The sequence below is a fragment of the Janibacter sp. FSL W8-0316 genome (genome assembly GCF_038004165.1).
Classification (GTDB): Bacteria; Actinomycetota; Actinomycetes; order Actinomycetales; family Dermatophilaceae; genus Janibacter; species Janibacter indicus.
In genome coordinates this window covers 2492040-2512853 of sequence record NZ_JBBOQX010000001.1, presented here as the reverse complement: position 1 = coordinate 2512853, position 20814 = coordinate 2492040, and the positions used below count along the sequence as shown (strand labels likewise).

15 protein-coding genes and 3 tRNA genes are annotated in these 20814 nt (G+C 73.0%); 12 read left to right on the top strand and 6 right to left on the bottom strand.

Translation table 11 applies throughout. The features are described 5' to 3' along the window. Nucleotides 1–14 precede the first annotated feature (14 nt). Entirely contained in the window at nt 15–1271 is a 1257-nt protein-coding gene (locus NYE39_RS12340; RefSeq protein WP_341012862.1) for a DUF445 domain-containing protein, read from the bottom strand. Nucleotides 1272–1312: 41 nt separating this feature from the next. Here NYE39_RS12340 and NYE39_RS12335 point away from each other — a divergent pair, with 41 nt between their 5' ends. The 8 genes from NYE39_RS12335 (at nt 1313) to NYE39_RS12300 (ending at nt 8949) form a co-directional block, all read left to right on the top strand. Then, nucleotides 1313–2749: a GuaB1 family IMP dehydrogenase-related protein gene (locus NYE39_RS12335; protein WP_341012861.1), complete on the top strand. Its 1437-nt coding sequence runs from the start codon at nt 1313–1315 to the stop codon at nt 2747–2749. Nucleotides 2750–2753: 4 nt separating this feature from the next. After that, entirely contained in the window at nt 2754–3803 is a 1050-nt protein-coding gene (locus NYE39_RS12330; protein WP_341012860.1) for a PHP domain-containing protein, read from the top strand. Between the two features lie 97 nt (nt 3804–3900). Then, a tRNA-Glu gene (locus NYE39_RS12325) sits at nt 3901–3973 on the top strand. A gap of 36 nt (nt 3974–4009) precedes the next feature. Continuing rightward, nucleotides 4010–4083: transfer RNA gene (locus NYE39_RS12320), tRNA-Asp, on the top strand. Between the two features lie 26 nt (nt 4084–4109). After that, nucleotides 4110–4183 (top strand) — tRNA-Phe (locus NYE39_RS12315). A gap of 348 nt (nt 4184–4531) precedes the next feature. Further along, on the top strand, nt 4532–4750 hold the full coding sequence (locus tag NYE39_RS12310) for a hypothetical protein (RefSeq protein ID WP_341012859.1): 219 nt from the start codon (nt 4532–4534) through the stop codon (nt 4748–4750). Nucleotides 4751–4924: 174 nt separating this feature from the next. Next, nucleotides 4925–6751 carry a glycosyltransferase family 2 protein gene (locus NYE39_RS12305; RefSeq protein ID WP_341012858.1) on the top strand — a complete coding sequence of 609 codons (1827 nt, stop codon included), beginning with the start codon at nt 4925–4927 and terminating at the stop codon, nt 6749–6751. 41 nt (nt 6752–6792) lie between these two features. Then, nucleotides 6793–8949: a glycosyltransferase family 4 protein gene (locus NYE39_RS12300; protein ID WP_072623500.1), complete on the top strand. Its 2157-nt coding sequence runs from the start codon at nt 6793–6795 to the stop codon at nt 8947–8949. A gap of 68 nt (nt 8950–9017) precedes the next feature. On the opposite strand, the gene NYE39_RS12295 is transcribed toward NYE39_RS12300, so the two are convergent. The 3 genes from NYE39_RS12295 to NYE39_RS12285 form a co-directional block, all read right to left on the bottom strand. Then, on the bottom strand, nt 9018–11135 hold the full coding sequence (locus tag NYE39_RS12295; protein ID WP_341012857.1) for an acyltransferase family protein: 2118 nt from the start codon (nt 11133–11135) through the stop codon (nt 9018–9020). Then, a complete protein-coding gene (gene wecB / locus NYE39_RS12290) occupies nt 11132–12232 on the bottom strand; it encodes a non-hydrolyzing UDP-N-acetylglucosamine 2-epimerase (protein WP_185221382.1) in 1101 nt (366 codons plus the stop codon). The genes NYE39_RS12295 and wecB overlap by 4 nt, the downstream gene beginning before the upstream one ends. A gap of 86 nt (nt 12233–12318) precedes the next feature. Next, nucleotides 12319–13455 (bottom strand): hypothetical protein, encoded by a 1137-nt coding sequence (locus tag NYE39_RS12285; protein WP_341012856.1) that lies wholly within the window; start codon nt 13453–13455, stop codon nt 12319–12321. A 33-nt stretch (nt 13456–13488) separates the two neighbouring features. Here NYE39_RS12285 and NYE39_RS12280 point away from each other — a divergent pair, with 33 nt between their 5' ends. Beyond that, nucleotides 13489–14031 (top strand): hypothetical protein, encoded by a 543-nt coding sequence (locus NYE39_RS12280; protein ID WP_072623497.1) that lies wholly within the window; start codon nt 13489–13491, stop codon nt 14029–14031. On the opposite strand, the gene NYE39_RS12275 is transcribed toward NYE39_RS12280, so the two are convergent. Further along, entirely contained in the window at nt 14013–15437 is a 1425-nt protein-coding gene (locus tag NYE39_RS12275; RefSeq protein WP_341012855.1) for a glycosyltransferase, read from the bottom strand. The two genes, NYE39_RS12280 and NYE39_RS12275, sit on opposite strands and share 19 nt — an antisense overlap. 125 nt (nt 15438–15562) lie before the next feature. Here NYE39_RS12275 and NYE39_RS12270 point away from each other — a divergent pair, with 125 nt between their 5' ends. From NYE39_RS12270 to NYE39_RS12260, 3 genes are read left to right on the top strand one after another with little or no spacing between them, the layout of a single operon-like run. Beyond that, nucleotides 15563–16819, top strand: a complete 1257-nt coding sequence (locus NYE39_RS12270) for a nucleotide sugar dehydrogenase (RefSeq protein ID WP_072623495.1) — start codon at nt 15563–15565, stop codon at nt 16817–16819. Next, nucleotides 16816–17721 carry an ABC transporter permease gene (locus tag NYE39_RS12265; protein WP_341012854.1) on the top strand — a complete coding sequence of 302 codons (906 nt, stop codon included), beginning with the start codon at nt 16816–16818 and terminating at the stop codon, nt 17719–17721. The genes NYE39_RS12270 and NYE39_RS12265 overlap by 4 nt, the downstream gene beginning before the upstream one ends. Further along, on the top strand, nt 17714–19462 hold the full coding sequence (locus NYE39_RS12260; RefSeq protein WP_341012853.1) for an ATP-binding cassette domain-containing protein: 1749 nt from the start codon (nt 17714–17716) through the stop codon (nt 19460–19462). Before NYE39_RS12265 ends, NYE39_RS12260 begins: the two co-directional genes overlap by 8 nt. A gap of 75 nt (nt 19463–19537) precedes the next feature. Here NYE39_RS12260 and NYE39_RS12255 read toward each other — a convergent pair whose 3' ends face one another. After that, nucleotides 19538–20680 (bottom strand): glycosyltransferase, encoded by a 1143-nt coding sequence (locus NYE39_RS12255; RefSeq protein WP_226282861.1) that lies wholly within the window; start codon nt 20678–20680, stop codon nt 19538–19540. Nucleotides 20681–20814 lie beyond the last annotated feature (134 nt).

Below are 20814 nucleotides of genomic sequence, written 5' to 3'. Positions count from 1 at the left end.
TCGGCTGCGAGAGGTCAGGCGATGAGCACCGCGACGGTGTGAATCGCCAGACCGGCGAGCGCGCCGACGACGGTGCCGTTGATCCGGATGAACTGCAGGTCCCGACCGACGAAGAGCTCGATCCGCTCGCTCGCCTCGTCGGCGTCCCAGCGCTCGACGGTCACCGAGATGACCTCGGCGAGCTCGTCGCCGTAGGTGTTGACGAAGAAGGCCACGATCTCGCCGAGGTGAGCCTCGAGGCGCTGCTGCCAGGCCTCGTCGTGCGCGAGGTGGTCCCCCAGGTGGGCGAGCAGCTCGTCGCCGCGCCGCCAGAAGTAGGAGTCGCGGTCGGCCATCGCGCCCATGAGCGAGGTGCGCAGCGACTGCCACACGGCCACCGCGCTCGTCGAGACCTGCGGGTGGGCGAGCAGCCGCTCCTTGAGCGCCTCGGCGCTCGCCATGACCTCGGGGTCGTGCTGCAGGTCGGCGGCGAGTCGGCGGAGCAGGTCGTCGAGGGCGGAGCGGGCTGGGTGCCGCGCGTCGGAGCGCATCTCGTCGAGCCAGGTCAGCGCCTGACGGTAGGTCCAGTCGATGACCTTGTCGTCGACCCACTCGGGGGTCCACCACGGCGCCTTGTCGCCGACGACCTGCTTGAAGAGCTCGGGGTTGTCCCGCAGCCAGCGGCTGATCTCGTCGATGCCGAGGTCGACGAGCCCGGTGTGGCTGCCCCCGTCGACGACGCCCTCGAGGAGCGATCCCGCGATCGGGCTGATCGGCTCCTGCGACAGCCGCGGCAGGAGGAGCTGCTCGAGGAAGTCACGGACGTCGTCGTCGTCGACCCGCTCGAGCGCACGCGTGCCCCCACGCGCGACCTCCGTGAGCACCCGCTGCCGGTGGTCGGCACCGCCGAGCCAGGCGCCGAGGCGCTGCGCGACGTGCGCCGAGGCCAGGCGGTCGCGGGCGATCTCCTCGGTGAGGAAGTTGTCGGCGACGAACTCCTGCAGGCTGCGCCCGAGCTCGTCCTTGCGCTTCTTGACGAGCGCCGTGTGCGGCACGGGCAGACCGAGCGGGTGGCGGAAGAGCGCGGTCACGGCGAACCAGTCGGCGAGGGCGCCGACCATCGCCGCCTCGGCGGCGGTGTTGACGAAGCCCCACACCCCGCCGTGGTCGAGGCGCAGGGTGGCGACGAAGACGATCGCAGCGAGGACGAGCAGGCCGGTGGCGACGAGGCGCATGCGGCGCAGGCCGGCCCGGCGCCGCTCGTCCGCCGGGGACTCTTGGAGGAAGCTCACGCCCCGATGATCCCCCATCGCGCGGCCTACACTGGACTCCCGTGGAGTTCCTCAACGGCCTGATGCCTCAGTTCGACCTGACCTACGACGACGTCTTCATGGTGCCGCGGCGCAGCGAGATCGCCAGCCGCCACGAGGTCGGCCTGACCACTGCCGACGGCACCGGCACGACCATCCCGCTCGTCGTCGCCAACATGACGGCCATCGCCGGGCGCCGCATGGCCGAGACGACCGCCCGCCGCGGCGGCCTGACGGTCATCCCCCAGGACATCCCCGTCGAGGTCGTCGCCGAGGTCATCTCCTGGGTCAAGAGCCGTGACCTCGTCCACGACACCGCGATCACCTTCGAGCCGACGGTGACCGCCGGCGAGGCGCTGGCGCTCATCACCAAGCGCGCACACGGCGCCGGCATCGTCGTCGAGGACGGTCGCCCGGTGGGCGTCGTCACCGAGCGCGACCTCGACCGCGTCGACCGCTTCACCCAGGTCCGTGACGTCATGTCGCCCGAGCCGATGACACTGCCGGCCGACGCCGACCCGCGCGCCGCCTACGAGGAGCTGCACCGGGCCCGCCGCCGCCTGGCGCCTGTCGTCGACGCCGACGGCCGCCTCGTCGGCATCCAGACGAGGAAGGGGGCGGTCCGCGCGAGCATGTACACCCCCGCCGTCGACGCACAGGGCCGGCTGCGCGTCGCCGCAGCCGTCGGCATCAACGGCGACGTCGGCGGCAAGGCCGCCGCGCTGCTCGACGCGGGCGCCGACGTCCTCGTCGTCGACACCGCCCACGGGCACCAGACCAAGATGCTGGACGCGCTCGCCGCGGTCCGCGCCCTCGACCCGCAGGTCCCCGTCGTCGCGGGCAACATCGTCTCGGCCGCCGGCACCCGCGAGCTCATCGAGGCGGGCGCCGACATCGTCAAGGTCGGCGTGGGCCCGGGGGCGATGTGCACGACGCGGATGATGACCGCCGTCGGCCGCCCGCAGTTCTCCGCGGTCCTCGAGTGCGCGGGCGCTGCCCGCGAGCTCGGCAAGCACGTGTGGGCCGACGGTGGCGTCCGCCACCCCCGCGACGTCGCCCTCGCCCTGGCCGCCGGCGCGAGCAATGTCATGATCGGCTCGTGGTTCGCCGGGACCCTCGAGTCCCCCGGCGAGCTCGTCACCGACCCCGACGGGCGCAGCTACAAGGAGTCCTTCGGCATGGCCTCCGCGCGGGCGGTGCAGAACCGCACGGCGAGCGATTCCCCCTTCGACCGCGCCCGCAAGTCCCTCTTCGAAGAGGGCATCTCCAACTCCCGGATGTACATCGACCCGGCCGGGCCCGGCGTCGAGGACGTCATCGACGAGATCATCGGCGGCGTGCGCAGCTCGTGCACCTATGCCGGCGCCACGTCGCTCGAGGAGTTCCGCGAACGGGCGCTCGTCGGGCTCCAGTCGACAGCGGGCTTCGCCGAGGGCCGACCGCTGCACACCTCCTGGTGACGTCGTGAGGTCCCTCGAGCCGCTGCAGGCGCCCGTCGACCCGGTCGAGGCGCTGCGCCGGGTCGGCTTCCTCCTCGAGCGCTCCCGGCAGCACAGCCGGCGGGTCGAGGCCTTCCGCGGGGCCGTGGCCGTCCTGCGCGACCTCGACGAAGGGGAGGTCCGCCAGCGGGTCGAGGACGGCACCGTCACCGAGCTCGCCGGCATCGGTAAGTCCACCGCCGGCGTCATCGAGCAGGCCGTGCGCGGCGAGCTGCCCGACTACCTCGCCCGGCAGCAGGAGGAGCACGGCGGGCCGCTCGTCGAGGGCGGCGAGGACTACGCCGCGGCGATCATCGGCGACTGCCACCTGCACTCCGACTGGTCCGACGGCGGCAGCCCGATCGACGAGATGGTCCTCACCGCCGTCGAGCTGGGCCAGGAGTGGATGGTGCTCACCGACCACTCGCCGCGGCTGCGGATCGCGGGCGGCCTGTCGGCGCAGCGCCTCGGTCAGCAGCTGCAGCTCCTCGCGGCGATCGACGACTCGCTCGGCGACGCCTTCACCCTCATGTCCGGCATCGAGGTCGACATCCTCGACGACGGCGACCTCGACCAGACGCCCGAGATGCTCGACCGGCTCGACCTCGTCACCGCCTCGGTCCACTCGAAGCTCAAGATGGCCAGGGTCCCGATGACCCGGCGCATGGTCGCGGCCGTGAGCAACCCGCGGGTCAACGTCCTCGGCCACTGCACCGGCCGCCTCGTCACCGGTTCCCGGGGGACGCGGCCGCAGAGCGACTTCGACGCCCGCGCGGTCTTCGAGGCGTGCGCCGAGCACGACGTCGCCGTCGAGATCAACTCCCGGCCCGAGCGCTGCGACCCGCCGGACGAGCTCGTCGCCCTGGCCCTCGAGATCGGCTGCCTCTTCGCCGTCGACTCCGACGCGCACGCCCCCGGGCAGCTGGAGATGAAGGCCTACGGGGCCGAGCGCGCCGAGCGCCTCGGGGTGCCCCTGGACCGCATCGTCACGACGTGGGACGCCGACCGTCTGCGGGCCTGGGCACGGCCCGGATAACTCGTTTTGGCGATCCGGGTCGAGTCTGCGTATGCTTTCCGAGTCCTCGACGGATTCGGGTGCTGCCTGCTGCGTAGCGAGGGGTTCTCGGAGACGGGTCCCCATCGTCTAGCGGCCTAGGACCCCGCCCTTTCACGGCGGTAGCACGGGTTCGAATCCCGTTGGGGATACGCACAGCAGTATCGTGCACATGCCTTGCACACCAAGGCCCTGTAGCGCAGTTGGTTAGCGCGCCGCCCTGTCACGGCGGAGGTCGCGGGTTCGAGTCCCGTCAGGGTCGCTCGCTGGTCCGGTTCGGACCGGCTCGGCCAGGTAGCTCAGTTGGTACGAGCGTCCGACTGAAAATCGGAAGGTCGGCGGTTCGACCCCGCCCCTGGCCACCGGAGTTTCGTCTCGAAGGGCGCCACCGCACAGCGGTGGCGCCCTTCGACGTTCTCGGCCGCGGCCACCGTCGATGTCACGATGCCACCATGACCGCCCGCTCCTGCTGGCCGGCTGCGGCGCGTCCGATGCCGGGGAGGGGACGAGCACCTCACCGAGCGCCCCCGACGTCATCACCGCCACCGCCGCGCCGACGCCCTCGGGCGACTGACTGCGACCGGCCCCAGAGGAGGCCTTCGACGACCGCCCGGACGCCTCCGACCGGGGCTGCCACACGGAGCAGGGCACCGAGGTGCGCTCGTGCGCTCGACGCCCTGGGTCGCGAGCACGACTGGCACGTCGTGACGATGACGAGGTCCACCTGCGCGTGGGCCGATGCCTACGTCAGCAGCGACCAGAAGCCCGACACCGAGTGCCACGAGTGGGGCACCCGGGCGAAGGAGGAGGTCCTCGAGCTCGAGCCCGACCTCGTCGTCACCTCGCTCGGGCACAACATGGCCGCCACGAGCCCTACGGCCACGACCGTCAGCGCCTCCGGTCTCGTCGACGGCCTCGTCAGCCGGTGAGACGAGCTCGCCGATGCCGGGATCCCCGTCGCGGCCCTCACCGACACCTTCGTGCGGGCCGCGGCACCTGCGCTCGAGGCACCGCTGCGCGACCTCGTCACCGGCTCGCGCTGACCACGCCGGGCCGTCGCGCCCTTCGTCGACCGGGCCGGTGACGTGGAAGACTGACCGCTCGTGAGCCGATCGACGACAGCTGCCATCCCCCTCCGCGTGCGGCGGGCGGCACGTGCCGCACTGGCCGAGCTCCGCCCGGCCGCGTCACCGCAGACACCGACGGAGCCGGCCGCCGCACCGAAGCCCCGACCGAGCGCGCCGACGGCGACCGAGCCGCAGCCCGCCAGCGAGCCCGCGACCACCGCGACCGCCGTGACCGCGCCGCACTCCCCCGTGCCGACCCTCGCGCTCACCGTCGCCGTCGCCGCCAGCCCACGCCTGGCCGACCTGCTGGCTCCCGAGTGGGACCAGCGCCCCGTCGAGCGCCGCAGCCACGCCGAGGCGCTCGAGGGCGCCGACCTGCTCCTCCTCGAGGGCCTCGAGGGCTCCGTCCCCGGCTGGGGTGACGGCAGCGCCCTCACCGACCTGCTCACCGCGGCGAAGGGGGCCGGCGTCCCGTCGGTCTTGTGGGTCACCGACGACACCGCCCCCGGCCCGTGGGTCGCGGACGTCGACGTCGTCGGCACCTCCACGACGGCCGCCTGCGAGGCCTTGGTCGCCACCGGCCGCGAGGTCCACGACTGGGCCCCCGCAGCCCAGCCGCGCGCCCTCGGCCCGGCCCGTGAGGACGCGACGACCCGCCGCCGCTCGGGCGCCCTCGTCGTCGTCGACGGTCTGTCCCGACTGGGTGACGACTCCTCCCTTCGTCTCGTGGCGGACGCCCTCACGCCGATGCAGCGCTCGGCCACGCACCTCACCCGCCGACCCGGCAAGTCCTCCGTCGTCACCCTTCCACCGGCCCTGGCCGAGCGCGCCGGCGACGATCACCCGCTCGGCGACGCCCGGGTGCTGCTCGACCTGTCGGCCACCACCCCGGCCGCCGCGTGGACCACCGTCGCCGCCGCCGCGGCGCAGACCCCCGTCGTCGGCACCACCACGCACGCCGACCTGCCCGCCGAGGTCGACGCGCTCGTCCCCCGCGTCGAGGACGCCAAGTCGCTGCGGAGCGAGCTCGTCGCGCGGGTCAACCAGGAGGAGCTCGTCGCTCGCGAGGGGCTGCGCCTGCAGCGCGCCGTCCTCGCAGGGCACACCGGCGCCCACCGCGCCCGCGCCCTCGCGAGCGCCGCCGGGCTCGACGTGCCCGCCATCGCCCCCGCGACCATCTCCGCGGTGGTGCCGACCAACCGCACCCACGAGCTCGACAACGTCTTCGCCAACCTCGGCCGTCAGGACCACCCGGCGACCGAACTCGTCCTCGTGCTGCACGGCCTCGACACCGACGACGCCGAGCTGCGCCGCCGGGCCACCGAGGCGGGCGTGCGCGACCTGCAGATCGTCCACGCCGACGCCTCGCTCACCCTCGGCGCGTGCATGAACCTCGGCGTCGACGCCGCCGGCGGGCAGTACATCGCCAAGATGGACGACGACAACATCTACGGACCGCGCTACCTGTCGGACCTGCTCGCCGCCTTCGCCTACACCGACGCCGGGATCGTCGGGAAGTGGGCGCACTACGTGTGGCTGCGCTCCACCGGCGCCGTCGTCCTGCGCTACCCCGACTCCGAGCACCGCTACGAGCGGCGCATCCAGGGCGGCTCGATGCTCTTCGCCGGTGACGTCGCCCGCGAGGTGCGGTTCAGCGACATCCCGCGCGCCGTCGACTCCGACATCCTCGACCGCTCGATGGAGCAGGGCGTGCGCGTCTACTCCGGCGACCGCTACAACTACGTGTCGGTGCGCGGCGACGACCGGCACTCGCACACCTGGACGGTCACCGACTCGACCTTCCTCACCGCGACCGGGCGCCTGCTCTTCTACGGTGACCCGACGACCCACGTGAGCCTCTGACCCGCGGCGACCCCGCGCCCCGACGACGACAAGGACCCCCATTGGCCCCCATCGACAAGAATGCTGCGAAGTCCCAGGGCAAGCGCGCCGCCCGCGCGGTCGTGCGCCGCGTGCGTCTGGACCCGCTGGCGACCCTGCCCAACCAGGGCGGCTCCGTCGGCAAGCGGGCGATCTTCGCCCAGGCCCGCCTGCTCGTGCTGTCGGGGCGACAGTTCGAGCAGGGGCTGCGCCTGCTGGCCCGGGTCCCCGAGTCGGCCCTCGGCGCCACCGGGCACGGCCTGCGCGCCTGGTCGCACCTGTCCCTCGGCCAGCTCGACGAGGCCGTCGAGGAGGCCTGGGCGGCCGTGCGCCTGCAGCCCGACTCCGAGGCGATCGGCCTGTCGATGGCCGTGGCCCAGCGGGCCAACCACAAGGACCTCATCACCCGGGTCAACGAGCTCGCGGCGACGACGACCCCGCGCACGACCAAGGACGCCGAGCGGATCCTCGGGTGGTACACCTCCAAGGACGTCGACCAGGCCGAGGCCTTCCTCGCCAATGTCGACAGGTGGAAGGTCAGCCACTCCTCGCACTCGCTGGAGCTGATCCGCACCGAGACCGCGATCCGTGCCGCGGGCGAGCCCGACGACCAGCGAGCCACGGCCCTCGAGGTCGGGCGCAGCGGCAAGGCCGGCTTCCGCTCGGCCACCCGCGCCCTGGGCACCCTCAAGGGCTGGGACGAGCTGCGCGAGCTCTACCGCGAGCACGACCTCGAGACCATCGCCGCCGTGCCCAACAAGACCTCGCTCTCGCTGGCCCAGCGGGCCGCCCGTGCCGGCTGGCTGGACACCGCCCAGGTGATCACCGGGCGGCTCATCGAGCTCGGCCACAAGAAGTCGCGAGCCACCCACGACCAGGTCTCCGACCAGATCCACATCGGCCGCACCGGCTGGCCCGTCGACGAGGCCCGCGAGCGCTCCTACGAGCCCCGCCCGCGCGCCGTCCTGTCGGTCCTCGCCCAGTCGCTGCCGCACCGCTCCGGCGGCTACGCCACCCGCAGCCACGGCATCCTCACCGGCCTGCAGGGCCTGGGCTGGGACATGCTCGCCGCGACCCGACTGGGGTTCCCCTACGACTTCTGGGGCCAGGGCGACACCCGCGAGGTCGAGCCCTTCGACGTCGTCGACACGATGACCTACCGCCGCCTGCTCGAGCCGGGCGAGCGCGAGTACCGGACCACCCCGATGGCCGGCTACATCGAGCGCTTCGCCGAGCGCCTCGAGGAGGTCGCCCGCGAGCACCGCGCCGCCCTGATCCACGCGAGCAGCTTCCAGAACAACGGCCTGGCCGGGCTGCGTGCCGCCCGCCGGCTCGGCATCCCCTTCGTCTACGAGATGCGCGGTCTCGAGGACCTGATGAAGATCTCGCGCAACCCCGAGTTCGGCCGGACCGACGCCTACCGCTACATGACCGGCCTCGAGCTGCACATCGTGCAGCAGGCCGACCTCACCTTCGTCATCACCGAGGCGCTGCGCGAGGAGATGATCCGTCGTGGCGGCCCCGCCGACCGGATCGCCGTGCTGCCCAACGGCGTGCACACCGCGCAGTTCGAGCCCCGTGAGCCCGACCAGGAGCTGCTCGACGAGCTCGGCCTGCGCGACAAGACGGTCATCGGCTACGCCGGCGGGCTCGTCGACTACGAGGGCCTTGACCTGCTGCTGCTCGCCGCCGCGGAGCTGAAGAAGACCCGCGACGACTTCGCCGTGATCATCGTCGGCGACGGGCACTTCGAGGGGCAGCTCCACCGTATGGCCCGCGAGCTCGACCTCCTCGACGTCGTCACCTTCACCGGGCGCGTCCCGCACGAGCAGGTCGCCCGCTACCTGTCGATCTTCCAGATCACCCCCTTCCCGCGCCTGCCGCTGCCGGTGTGCGAGCTGATCAGCCCGATCAAGCCCTTCGAGTCGATGGCGATGGGCAAGGCCTGCATCTCCAGCTCGGTCGCGGCCCTCACCGAGATCGTCAAGCCCGACGAGCGCGGCCTGGTCTTCGCCAAGGGCGACGCCCAGGACTTCGCCCGGCAGATCGCGCGCTACCTCGACGACCCGGCGCTGCGTGAGCGGATGGGTCGGCAGGCCCGCGAGTGGGTCCTCGCCGAGCGCGACTGGAGCGATGTCACCAAGATCGCCGACGAGGCCTACCACCGCCTCCTCGGCTGACCGCCCGTGCCCAGGACGAAGGGGGCGCTCACCTCGCGGTGAGCGCCCCCTTCGCCGTGCTGGTGCTGCTAGGGAATGTCGTCGACGGAGATCTCGCTCGAGTTCTTCGCCGTGAGGTCCTCCGCAGCCAGGGCCCGGTAGAGCATCGGGGTGAGCGTGCGGATGTAGGTCGCCGTCACATGGCTGCCCTGGCGGTAGACGAGCGAGTCGCCGATGACCGGCGGGCAGGTCTCGCCCGGCGGGCAGATCCACTGGTTGAGGTCGACGAAGGGGGTGTCCGTCGCCTCGGCGGCGGCCTCCAGCGGCTTGGAGCCGCGGCCCTTGCGGCCATTGCCCTCAGCGGGGAAGTCGCACGCCGAGTAGTCCTCGGGGTTGTCCTCCACGCAGGTGTAGACCTGCCCCTGCGGGCGGGGGCTGTCGGCGAGGACGACGACCTCGGTGCCCTTGGCACGCAGCTCCTTGATCGCCTCGGTCATGCCGGCGCGCAGCTCGGGCGAGCTGCCCGCGCCCTGGGAGACCAGAGCGATGTCGGGAGCGCCCTCGGCGTCGAAGTGCGCGTTGGCGTTCTTGCCGAACTCCTCGCAGTCGTCCTTGGCGCCGTCATAGGTGAAGGCGCAGGCCGACTTGAGGTAGAGCTCGAGGCGCCACCCCTCGTCCTTGGCGATGGCCTCGACCGCGGGGAACCACTGCCCCATCTTGGAGTCGCCGAGCATGGCGATCGTCTGGTCGCCGTCGGTTTCGCCGTAGATGCAGGTCGTGTCGACCTCGGTGTCGCCGGGCTGCACCTGGCAGTCGTCGTCGTAGTAGCGCGGGACGTCCTCGGGGGCGACGGCCGGGTCCGGGGTGGTCTTGCCCGATGTCGCCACGACGTCGCCGAGGTCCTCGCGCACCTTCCACGCGTCGCTGTCGGGGTCGGCCACGAGCGCGGTGGCGCCCCGGACCTGGGCGTCCTCGTCGAGCTTGGGCACGGTCGCCCAGACCGCACCGCCGACGAGGGCGGTGACGAGCATGGACGCGCCGCCGAAGAGCAGACCGCGGGAGGCCTTGGCGCTCAGCCCGGGGTGGAAGCGCACCGGGTCCTCGACGAGGTGCTTGGTGATCCAGGCCAGGACGATCGAGAGCAGGCCGATGAGCACGAGGTGGCGGATGCGCACCTCTGGCCAGGTCTGCTTGGCGATGGTGATGAGCGGCCAGTGCCACAGGTAGATCGCATAGGAGATGCCGCCGATCCACACCATGGGCTTCAGGCTCAGCAGACGCGCGGTGACCGTGCTCTGCGAGGCGCAGCCGGCGGCGATGATCAGGGCCGCACCGACGGTCGGGGCGAGCGCCCACGAGCCGGGCCACGGCGTCTTGCCGGTGAGGAAGAAGGCCGACCACAGCACGAGCAGCAGGCCCACGCCGCCGAGGACCTCGGCGGCGATGCGCGGCAGCGCGGTGAGCCGCAGCACGAGGAAGGCGAGGAGTGCACCGATCGCCAGCTCCCACACGCGGGTCGTCGTGTAGAAGTAGGCCGTCGCCGGGTCGCTCTTGGTGTGCACGACCGAGTAGGCGAGCGAGGCCGCGGCGATGACCGCGAGCACGCCGAAGAGCAGCGGCTTGGGCCGCAGCCGGGTGCGCCGGGCGACGAAGAGCCCGAGGATGATGATCAGCGGCCAGACGACGTAGAACTGCTCCTCGACCGACAGCGACCAGTAGTGCTGCAGGGCCGAGGGGGCGGCGTCCTCCGCCAGGTAGTCGACCGACCTGATGGCCAGCGCCCAGTTGATGACGTAGAAGGTCGCAGCGATGACGTCGGTGCCGAGGTTGAGCCGGTCTGGCCCGGGCAGCAGCGCCCACCCGAGGACTGCGGTCACGATGAGCACGAGCGAGGCCGCGGGCAGCAGGCGCCGGGCCCGCCGGGCGTAGAAGTCGGCGATCGAGATGCCGCCGGTCTTGACGCTCTCGCGCAGCAGCAGCGAGGTGATGAGGAAGCCCGAGATGACGAAGAAGATGTCGACGCCGACGAAACCGCCGGGCATGAAGGGGATGCCGACGTGATAGATCAGGACGGTGCCGACGGCGACCGCCCGCAGACCCTCGATGTCGCCACGGAGGTTCTTCTTCCCCTTCGCCCCGTGGTGCGCCTCCGCCGCCGCCTCCTTGGTCTCGGCCGTGGCCGTGGTGTCCCCTGGTCCTGCGGTCACGCCTCGCCTCGTCGGCCGGCGGACACGGACGCCGCGAGCACCTTGGCGATGCGCTCACCCGCGTGGCCGTCCCACAGCGGGGGGGTGTCCCACTCGCTGAGGGGACCGACCGCGAGGACCTCGCGGACCCGCTCGGCGAGGACCTCGCGGGTGACGAGCTGGTTGGTGCCGTGCGTGATGGTCACGGGCCGCTCGGTGTTGGGACGCAGCGTGAGGCAGGGGACGCCGAGGATCGTCGTCTCCTCCTGGACACCGCCGGAGTCGGTGACGACCGCGGCGGCACCGCGGACGAGGCCCATGAACTCGATGTAGCCGAGCGGGTCGATGACGCGCATGCCCGGGTGGTCGAGGAAGCCGGCCTCCTCGAGGCGGGCGCGACCGCGCGGGTGCAGCGGGATGACGACCTGCGCCTGGTCGGCGACGGCGTGCATCGCGGCGACGAGGGCCTTGACGTCCTGCGGGTCGTCGACATTGCCCGGGCGGTGCAGCGTGGCGACGATGTAGTCGCCCTCGATGCCGACCTCCTGACGCACGGCGTCGGCGTCGAAGCGGGGCTTGTTCTTGAGCAGGGTGTCGATCATCGGGTTGCCGACGAAGTGGATCTTGTCGGGGTCGGTGCCCTCGTTGCCCAGGTGGCCGATCGCGTCGGTGCTCGTCGTGAGGAGCAGGTCCGAGAGCTTGTCGGTGACGAGGCGGTTGATCTCCTCGGGCATCGTCATGTCGAAGGAGCGCAGGCCGGCCTCGACGTGGGCGAAGGTGATGCCGAGCTTGCTCGCCACGAGGGCAGCGGCCACGGTGGAGTTGACGTCGCCGTAGACGACGACGAGGTCGGGGCGGCGCTCGGTGAAGAGCTCCTCGAGGGCGATCATCACCTTGGCCGTCTGGGCGCCGTGCGCGCCGGAACCGACACCGAGATTGACGTCGGGCTTGGGGATGCCCAGCTGGCGGAAGAAGACGTCCGACATCTTGTCGTCGTAGTGCTGGCCGGTGTGCACGAGCAGCTGCTCGACGTCGTATCCGGCCAGGGCCTCGAGGACCGGGGCGGCCTTGGGGAAGTTGGGACGCGCACCGGTGACGTGCACAACAAGGGGAGCCATGTCAGCCCTTCGCTCTCGGGTGGGACGTACAGCCAGTCAGTGTGTCACGGGCGCCCGGGGCCCTCTGCCCCCACACGCCGGACCGCTCAGGTGCCGAAGTCGGGGTGCCGCAGCAGTCCGAGCCACTGCTCGCGGGCATTGGCGAGGAAGTGCCCGGCGTCGGCCGACCACGTGTGGCCGTCGCCGGCGTGCCGCACGTAGACGTAGCCGATGTCGTGCGGGCGGTAGATCATCGCGCCGGCGGCGGTCGCCGTCCGCATGAGCGCGCTGTCGACGGCCCGGGGCACGTCGGCCCAGCCACCGAGGTCGCGCAGCTCGTCGGCGCCGACGAGGATCGTGCCGCCGGCCACCCGGTGGACCGCCGACTCGGGGGTCCCGATGACCCGCCGCACGGTGGTGTCGAGGGACTCGACGTGCACGACGGTGCTGCTCTTGCCGACGACCGGTGCCCCCGACACGTGGCGGGCGATCGCCAGGTCGAGCAGGTGGTCGGGGCCGTAGTGGTCGTCGTCGTCCATCTTGGTGAGCAGCTGCCCGTCGGCGGCGTCGGCCGCGAGCTGCAGGGCGTGGCCGAGGCTGCGGTCGCCCGGTGCGGCGACGACCGTGACCCCGATGTCGCCGAGGTCGGGCACGGGCAGGGCATCGGGGTCGCCGCCGTGGACGGCGATGACGACCTCGTGCGGGGGCAGGGTCTGCGCCCGGATCATCGCCGTGATCGCGCCGAGCAGCTGCGGGCGGCGGGTCGCGAGCAGGACGGAGATCGTCGGGGTCAGCTCGTGGTGCACCCGTGGCGCGAGGACCTGGCGCCGCTGCCGCACCGCCGCGACGTCGAAGGCGAGGTCGCCGGGCCGTCCATGGGCCGCGCCCGGCACGACCGCGTGCACCCGGCGGGCCACGACGGCGGGCAGGTCGCCGACGACGAAGGTGCCGCGGGCGACGGCGCGGGTGACGAAGTCGGCGAGCGCCGCGGTCGTCCCGGCGTCGGGTGCCGGCCCCGAGGGCTCGGCCTCGACGGACAGGGCGTGGACGTGGTCGAGCCGGGAGAGCCCGTCGACGAGTCCGCCGGCCTGCGTCCACGCACCGCGAAGGGGGCGACGCCACGGGCTGGTGAGGGTCCAGCCGGCGCCGGTCAGGTCGAGGTGGGCGCGCCGGTCGCCGTCGGGGCCGGGAACCCGGCCGACGGGGGTGTCCCCGGCCGCCGGTGTCGTCGCGCGCGTGGTCATGGACCCCACGCTAGCCGTCACTATCCTGCTGTCATGCCCACTCGCGCCGCGCCGTCCACCGTCGTCGTCGACGGTGACGCCCCCGACGCCGTCGACCGGCTCGAGGAGGCGATCGCTTCGGCGGAGACCGTCCTCGTCCACCGGGCGGGCACGACCCTCGTCGACGGGGCCCTCGAGCGGCTCGTGCGGGTGCTGCACCGACCGCACCGCCGCCTGGTCCGGGTGCACAGCGACGCCGGCCCCTGCTACCTCGCGCGCACCGAGCTGCTCGTGGCCGCGATGCGGTACGGCGTCGAGGTCGACGAGCTCGTCGCCGACGCCCCCGGTCTCGACCGTCGCCTCGCCGAGGCCTCCGGCGCCGTGCACCTCGACGGGCCGACCCCACTGCACGACCCGGCCGCCGGCCGGTGGCGGGTGTGGGTCGACGGTGCCGTCGTGGGCGTCGGCGCCTCGCCCGATGCCCGCGAGGCCGCGCGGCGGCACAGCGCACCGACCGTGCTGCTCGGGCTGGCCCGCCGCCGCGCCGGGCGGTTGCGCCGCGAGGCCGTGCGCCTGCGTCAGCGGCCGGGGCGGTAGATCCAGCGCGCGATCTCGGTCCGCACCCGCCGGTACTCCGGCGAGGCACCCTCGACGAGGTGCTCAACGGGCTCGTCGCCGACCCGCTGCGGCGGCAGGTCCTCGGTGACGTGCAGGGGGCGGGCCCCCCTGCACGGCGCCGTCACACTCCCGGCGACGAGGTCGACGCGGGTGCGCGGGTCGGGCAGGGCTCGGCGCCACGCGGGCGGCCCCCACGGGGCACCGGCGGCCAGGCCCTGCGGCGCCGGGGCACCCTGCGCGAGGTCGACGAGGAGGCGCGCGGTCTCGGCGCCACCGGTGGTGTCCGGCAGCTCGCGGCAGGCCGCGCGCAGCCCGTCGGCCACGTCGGGGTCGACCAGCTGCGTCACGGCCGAGCGCATGCCGTCGGCGTCACCCGGGTCGACGCTCAGGCAGGCACCCGCGGCCGCGAGCGTCGCGGCCCGGCTGGGCTGGTCGTCGGTGCCCAGCGACTGGCCGGGCACGAGCACCGTCGGCACGCCGGCCCCGAGGAGCTCGTGCACCGAGTTGTAGCCGGCGGCGCTCACCGCGCCGTCGAAGGCGGCGAGCGAGCGTGCCAGCGGGTAGGTGTCGGTGAGCAGGTGCACGTCCTCGCCGTCGCGGCCGATGCCGTGACGGGCCAGGGCCGGGCTGGTCACCGCCACCTGCCAGTCGGGAGCCTGCCGCCGCAGCACGTCGAGGGCCACGCGCACGGGTGACGCCACGTCCTCGAGGGCACCGGTGCCGGGCGTGAGCAGCAGCGCCGGCCTGTCGGGGTCGAGCCCGAGCGCCTGCCGCGCCGCCCCCCGGGCGTGGCGGCGGATCGCGCTCGCGATGGAGATCGGGGCGACCCGCGTGGCATCGGTGCGGCGTGCCGTGGGGCCGCGGTCGCCGGCCGCGGCGAAGTCACCCGGCTCGACGACGAGGTCGAAGGCACTGGCGTGAGCCAGCCACGGCTCCCCCACCCCCGGGCGCCACATGCCCCGCCGCATCCAGACGAAGGGGGTCCCCTCCAGCCGTCGCCGCGCGGCCAGCAGCCCGGCGTAGGGAACGACCCCGTCGAAGAGCACGAGGCGGCCACCGGTCTCGGCCACGAGCGCCCGGAGGCGGTCGGCGAAGTACGGCTCCCAGTTGTAGGCGGGGTAGAGCTCCCGCAACCGCCGGGCCGCTCCCCCCTTCGGCAGCCATCCGCTCTTGCGGCTGGGGCAGTACTCCGTGCGCACCCCCGCCAGCTCCGGCAGCGCGCCGGACGCGACGGCCGAGCGGACCGTCGGCAGTGCGCCGGAGAGGGACATGAGCACGGGGTCGATGTCGTCGGGTGCACTCAGCGCGACGGTGAGCTGTCGGGTGAGGTGCCCCATGCCGACGCCGTTGCTCGTCGCCAGCAGGACAGGGAGGCGGGCCGACATGCCGCCCACTGTATGACGGTGATGGTCAGCGCCCCGACAGGACCGGCCGGTATGATCGCGCCAGCCACCGGGGACCCGGTTGCACCCCGGGACCCCGGGGAGCACGACTACGAGAAGGATGCACAGTGGCGGACGTCGCGATCATCGGCCAGGGATATGTCGGCCTTCCCCTGGCCCAGGAGGCCTCCAAGGTCGGGGTCAAGGTCCTCGGCTTCGACATCAACCAGGGTGTCGTCGACGCACTCAACTCCGGTGTCTCGCACATCGACGACCTGTCCGACGACGACATCCGCGCGATGCTCGACGCCGGCTTCGAGGCGACGACGGACCCCTCCCGCCTCGACGAGGTCAAGACCATCGTCATCTGCGTCCCGACCCCGCTGTCCGAGGACGGCGGCCCGGACCTCGGCCCGATCAACTCGGCCGTGGGGACGATCGCCGAGCACCTGCAGCCCGGCCAGACGATCATCCTCGAGTCCACGACCTACCCGGGCACGACCGACGAGGTCGTCCGTCCGGCCCTCGAGGCCGGCGGCCTCGAGGCGGGCAAGGACTTCTTCCTCGCCTTCTCGCCCGAGCGCATCGACCCGGGCAACGAGCAGTTCGGCGCCAAGAACACCCCCAAGGTCGTCGGCGGCCACACCCCCGCCTGCGGTGACGCCGCAGCGGCCTTCTACGGCCAGTTCGTCGACACCGTCGTGCGGGCCAAGGGCACGCGCGAGGCCGAGACGGCCAAGCTCCTCGAAAACACCTACCGCCACATCAACATCGCCCTGGTCAACGAGATGGCGCGCTTCTGCCACGACCTCGACATCGACCTGTGGGACGTCATCGCGGCGGCCAAGACCAAGCCCTTCGGCTTCCAGGCCTTCTACCCCGGGCCGGGCGTCGGCGGTCACTGCATCCCGATCGACCCCAACTACCTGTCGTACAACGTGCGCGCCAAGCTGGGCTACCCCTTCCGCTTCGTCGAGCTGGCCCAGGAGATCAACGCGACGATGCCGGCCTACGTCGTGCAGCGGGCACAGAACATCCTCAACGAGGACAGCAAGTCGCTGCGCGGCTCGACCGTCCTCCTGCTCGGCGTGACCTACAAGCCGGACATCGCCGACCAGCGCGAGTCGCCGGCGGTCCCGCTGGCCCAGCAGCTCATCGCGAAGGGGGCCACCGTCCAGTACTTCGACGCCAAGGTCGCCGACTGGCGAGCCGTGCCCGAGGCGGAGCGGGTCGACGACCTCGACGCCGCCGTGGCCGCTGCGGACCTCACGGTGCTGGTGCAGAACCACAAGTCCTTCGACGTCGAGGCCCTCGCGTCCACGGCCCAGCGCTTCTTCGACACCCGCGGCGTGGCCGAGGACAGCGACAAGGTCGAGCGCCTGTGACGGAGGCCCCCTCGCGGGCCCCCCTCCCCCCGGCTCTCTCCACCGAGGAGGCCGCGGAGCTCGCGGCCAGGCACGGGCTGCGGACGCTCAGCGAGCGTCCGCCGCTCGGCCGCTACCTCGCCGACATCTGGCAGCGACGCTCCTTCGTCTGGACGCTCGCCTCCGCCGAGTCCTACGCCAAGAACGAGGACAACCGCCTCGGGCAGGTGTGGGCGGTGCTCAACCCGCTGGTGCTCATCGCCAGCTACTACGCGATCTTCGGCCTGCTGCTGCGCACCGATCGGGGCATCGACAACTTCGTCGGCTTCCTCGCCATCGGCGTGGTGATGTTCACCTTCACCTCGTCGGTCATCACCCGCGGCGCCAAGGCGATCACCGGCAACCTGTCGATCGTGCGGGCGCTGCACTTCCCGCGCGCGATCCTGCCGATCTCGATCATGGTGACCGAGCTGCTCGCCTCGATCCCGGCCTTCCTGCTGCTCGGCGCGCTCATGCTGCTCACCGGCGAGACCCCCGACTGGGAGTGGCTGCTCTTCCCCGTCGCGATCCTCCTGCAGGGCCTGGCCCTGCTCGGCTGCGCCTTCATCGGGGCGCGCCTGGTCAACGCCTCCCGCGACCTGGGCAACCTCATCCCGGTCATCGTCCGGCTGCTGCGCTACGCCTCCGGCGTCTTCTTCCCGGTGATCCACTACGCCGAGAACCTGCCCGAGACGATCGCCACCGGCGTCGTCTACCAGCCCTTCGCGCTCATGCTCAACCTCGGCCGGCAGGCCCTGCTCACCGGCCCGGGCAACGACGTCGTCCTGCGCGACTGGCTGATGATGGGCGGCTGGGCGCTCGGCCTGTCCGCGATCGGGCTGGTGCTCTTCTGGTGGGACGAGGCGAGGTACGGCCGTGGCTGAGCACACCCCCGACGTGACGATCGGCGACCCGACGGTCATCGTGAGCCACCTCGACGTCAAGTACGCCGTCTACGGCGGCGGCCGCAAGGGCAGCCCCTCGGCCCAGAGCGAGTCCCGCTCCCTCAAGGACGCCCTCGGGCGCCGCGAGCCGCGCGTGCGCGAGGTCCACGCGGTCAAGGACGTCAGCTTCGTCGCCCGGCACGGCGAGTCGATCGGCATCATCGGCCGCAACGGCTCCGGCAAGTCGACCCTGCTGCGCGCCGTCGCCGGGCTCATCCCCCCTTCGGCCGGACGGCTGTGGGTCTCCGGCGAGCCCTCGCTCCTCGGCGTCAACGCCGTGCTCATGAGCAAGCTCAGCGGCGAGCGCAACATCTACGTCGGCGCCCAGGCCCTCGGCCTCACCAAGGAGCAGATCCGCGAGCGCTTCGACGACATCGTCGAGTTCTCCGGCATCGGCGACGCGGTCTACCTGCCGATGAACACCTACTCCTCCGGCATGGGCGCCCGGCTGCGCTTCGCGATCAGCACGGCCGCCGCACCCGACGTGCTGATGATCGACGAGGCCCTCGCGACCGGTGACGCCGACTTCCGCGCCAAGAGCGCCGAGCGGATCACCCGCATCCGCGAGCAGGCCGGCACGGTCTTCCTCGTCTCGCACTCCAACGGCAACATCCGTCAGATCTGCGACCGCGTGCTGTGGATGGACCAGGGCCGGCTCATCGCCGACGGGCCGACCGACGAGGTCCTGCCCCTCTACGAGGCCACCCTGCCCAAGCGGTCGAAGAAGAAGGCCGCGCCGCTCGCCGAGCCCGAGGTCCCCGGCACCCGGCGCTTCGGTGGCGAGTCCCGCGTCGACGTGGCGACCTCGCTCAGCCGGCACACCTGGGAGCCCGGCGTCGAGGGCGCCTTCGTCGTCAGCGTCCACAAGGTCGCGACGGCCCGCGTCGTCGCACCGATCGCCGCCCGGCTCGGCTGGCCGCTGCTGTGGGTGCGCCCCGGCTCGGTGCCCTCGGCCACCCGCGACGAGCTGCGGCGGCTCGAGCCGCAGCGGGTCGTGGTCGTCGGCGGCGACGAGCTGGTCAACCCCAGCACCCGCGAGCGCCTCGAGGACCTCTCCGACGCCCCGGTCGAGTCGATCGGCGACGAGGACCCCGGCGTCACCTCGGCCGCGCTGCTGCGCGCCTTCCCCCCGCAGGACCGCTCGGTCGTGCACGTCACGCTCCCGCACAGCGGTGGTCGGGCACCGGCCATCTCGCAGATGGCCGCGCAGACCGGGCGCGCCGTCGTCGTCTGCGAGGAGACCCACGTCCCCGACGAGCTCGTCGACGCGCTGGCCGAGCTCGCTCCCGGCCAGCTCATGCTCGACGGCAACGAGGAGGACTGGTCGCTCGAGATCGTCCAGCGGCTGCAGTCGGCCACCGGCGCCGAGATCACCTTCGGCCCCACGGGCGGCCCGATGGCCCTCGCGGCCGACCTGAGCGCCGACGCCCCGGAGGGCGGCCGGGTGCTCGTCTCGGCCCACACGACCGGAGTCGAGACCCTCTCCGCGATCGTCGCCTCGGCCCACTCCGACAGCCCGCTGCTGCTCCTGCGCAGCGACCGGGTCCCAGCGGCGGTGGGGCGCGCTATCGAGCGGCTGGCACCCCGCGAGATCGGTCTCGTCGGCACGACCGAGGGCCTCTCCCCCGCGCTGCGGGCCGAGCTCGGTGCCCTCGTGCCCTCGTCGACCTCCGAGGCCTGACTCCTACGCCGGGTCGATGCACGGCGGTGCGCTGGGACGCACCCGCATACATCGAGCCGCGGCGCAGGCTCCGCGTCAGAGGCGCGGGGAGCGGGCGGCGGCGACCTCGGTGAGGGCCGCGACGAAGGCGGGCCCTCCCTTCGCCCAGTCGTAGCGCTCGCGCACGAGATCGCGACCGCGCTCCCCCATCGCTGCGGCCTCGTCGGGGGCACGCCACAGCCGCACGGCCGCGTCAGCCGCCGCCTGCGGGTCGTCGAAGGGCACGACGACCCCGCCGCGGCACTCCTCCACCAGGTCACGGGCCAGGGGCAGCGGGGTGGTGATGGCGGGGACGCCGTGGGCGAGGTACTCGACGACCTTGGTCGGCATCGAGCCGCGGTAGTTGGGCAGGTCGCGCAGGAGGGCGAGCCCGGCGAGGGCACCGTCGACCATCGCCATCGCCCGGTCGGCGGGCTGGAACCCGTGCCACACGAGGACTCCCTCTGCGGCCCCGGCCGCCATCGCCGATCGCGAGGCCTCGTCGCGGGCCGGACCGACGACGTCGAGCGTGATGGCGCCGTCGGAGGCGGCGTGGGCCAGCCGCGCGACCTCCACCATGGTCTCGCTGCCGCGGGCGAGCGTGAGGTTGCCGACGTGCACCAGCCGGGCCCCGCCTGCCGGGGGCACGTGCGGGGGCACGACGACCGCATTGGGGACGACCGCGTGATCGCGGCGGAACCGCCCGGCGTAGGCGTGCTCCGCGAGCAGCAGGGGGTGCCGACGCTCGACGAGCCGCTCGGCCCCGCGCCAGGCGGCGGCCACCGGGCGCCGCAGCGCCGCCGGGAGCCAGTCCTTGACGACGAGCGCGCCGGCCGGGTCCTCGTGGACGTCCCAGACGAGGTGCGGCACCCCCAGGCCCGCCAGCGCGGGTACGAGCTCGGGGTCGTGGACGAGGACGACGTCGTGGTCGGGGGCCAGCTGCCGCACGCGGGCGCGGGCGGCCCGGGCGGCGCCCAGCCGATCACGTCCGGCGGCCCGGGGCAGGTCGAGGCAGGTCAACCCGTCGGCGGCCTCGGGGACGGGCAGGTCGTGGGGGGCGAAGGGGGCGAGATAGGTCACCTGCCACCCCGCCGCGAGCAGCGCGGAGATCTCGCGGTGCCGGATCCGGGAGTCCTCCGGGTGGTGCACCACGGTGACGACGAGGGCGCGAAGGGAGGCCCCCAGCGGCGTCGTGCCCACATCAGCTCCCGTCGTCGTGCGTCCGGGGGCGATCCTACGGTCTCCCGGGCCGGACCGATGGGACGGAACAGCCGCAGACCATGTACCGTTGGCCCCACGAGAAAGCACACAGATCCGGGTCCGCTCTGGTAGTT

Bases quoted from the DNA above. Each gene is read 5' to 3' on its own strand.
- wecB (WP_185221382.1), bottom strand. From the start codon at position 12,232: ATGGCTCCCCTTGTTGTGCACGTCACCGGTGCGCGTCCCAACTTCCCC.
- NYE39_RS12280 (WP_072623497.1), top strand. From the start codon at position 13,489: ATGCCCACTCGCGCCGCGCCGTCCACCGTCGTCGTCGACGGTGACGCC.
- NYE39_RS12310 (WP_341012859.1), top strand. From the start codon at position 4,532: ATGACGAGGTCCACCTGCGCGTGGGCCGATGCCTACGTCAGCAGCGAC.
- NYE39_RS12285 (WP_341012856.1), bottom strand. From the start codon at position 13,455: ATGACCACGCGCGCGACGACACCGGCGGCCGGGGACACCCCCGTCGGC.
- NYE39_RS12275 (WP_341012855.1), bottom strand. From the start codon at position 15,437: ATGTCGGCCCGCCTCCCTGTCCTGCTGGCGACGAGCAACGGCGTCGGC.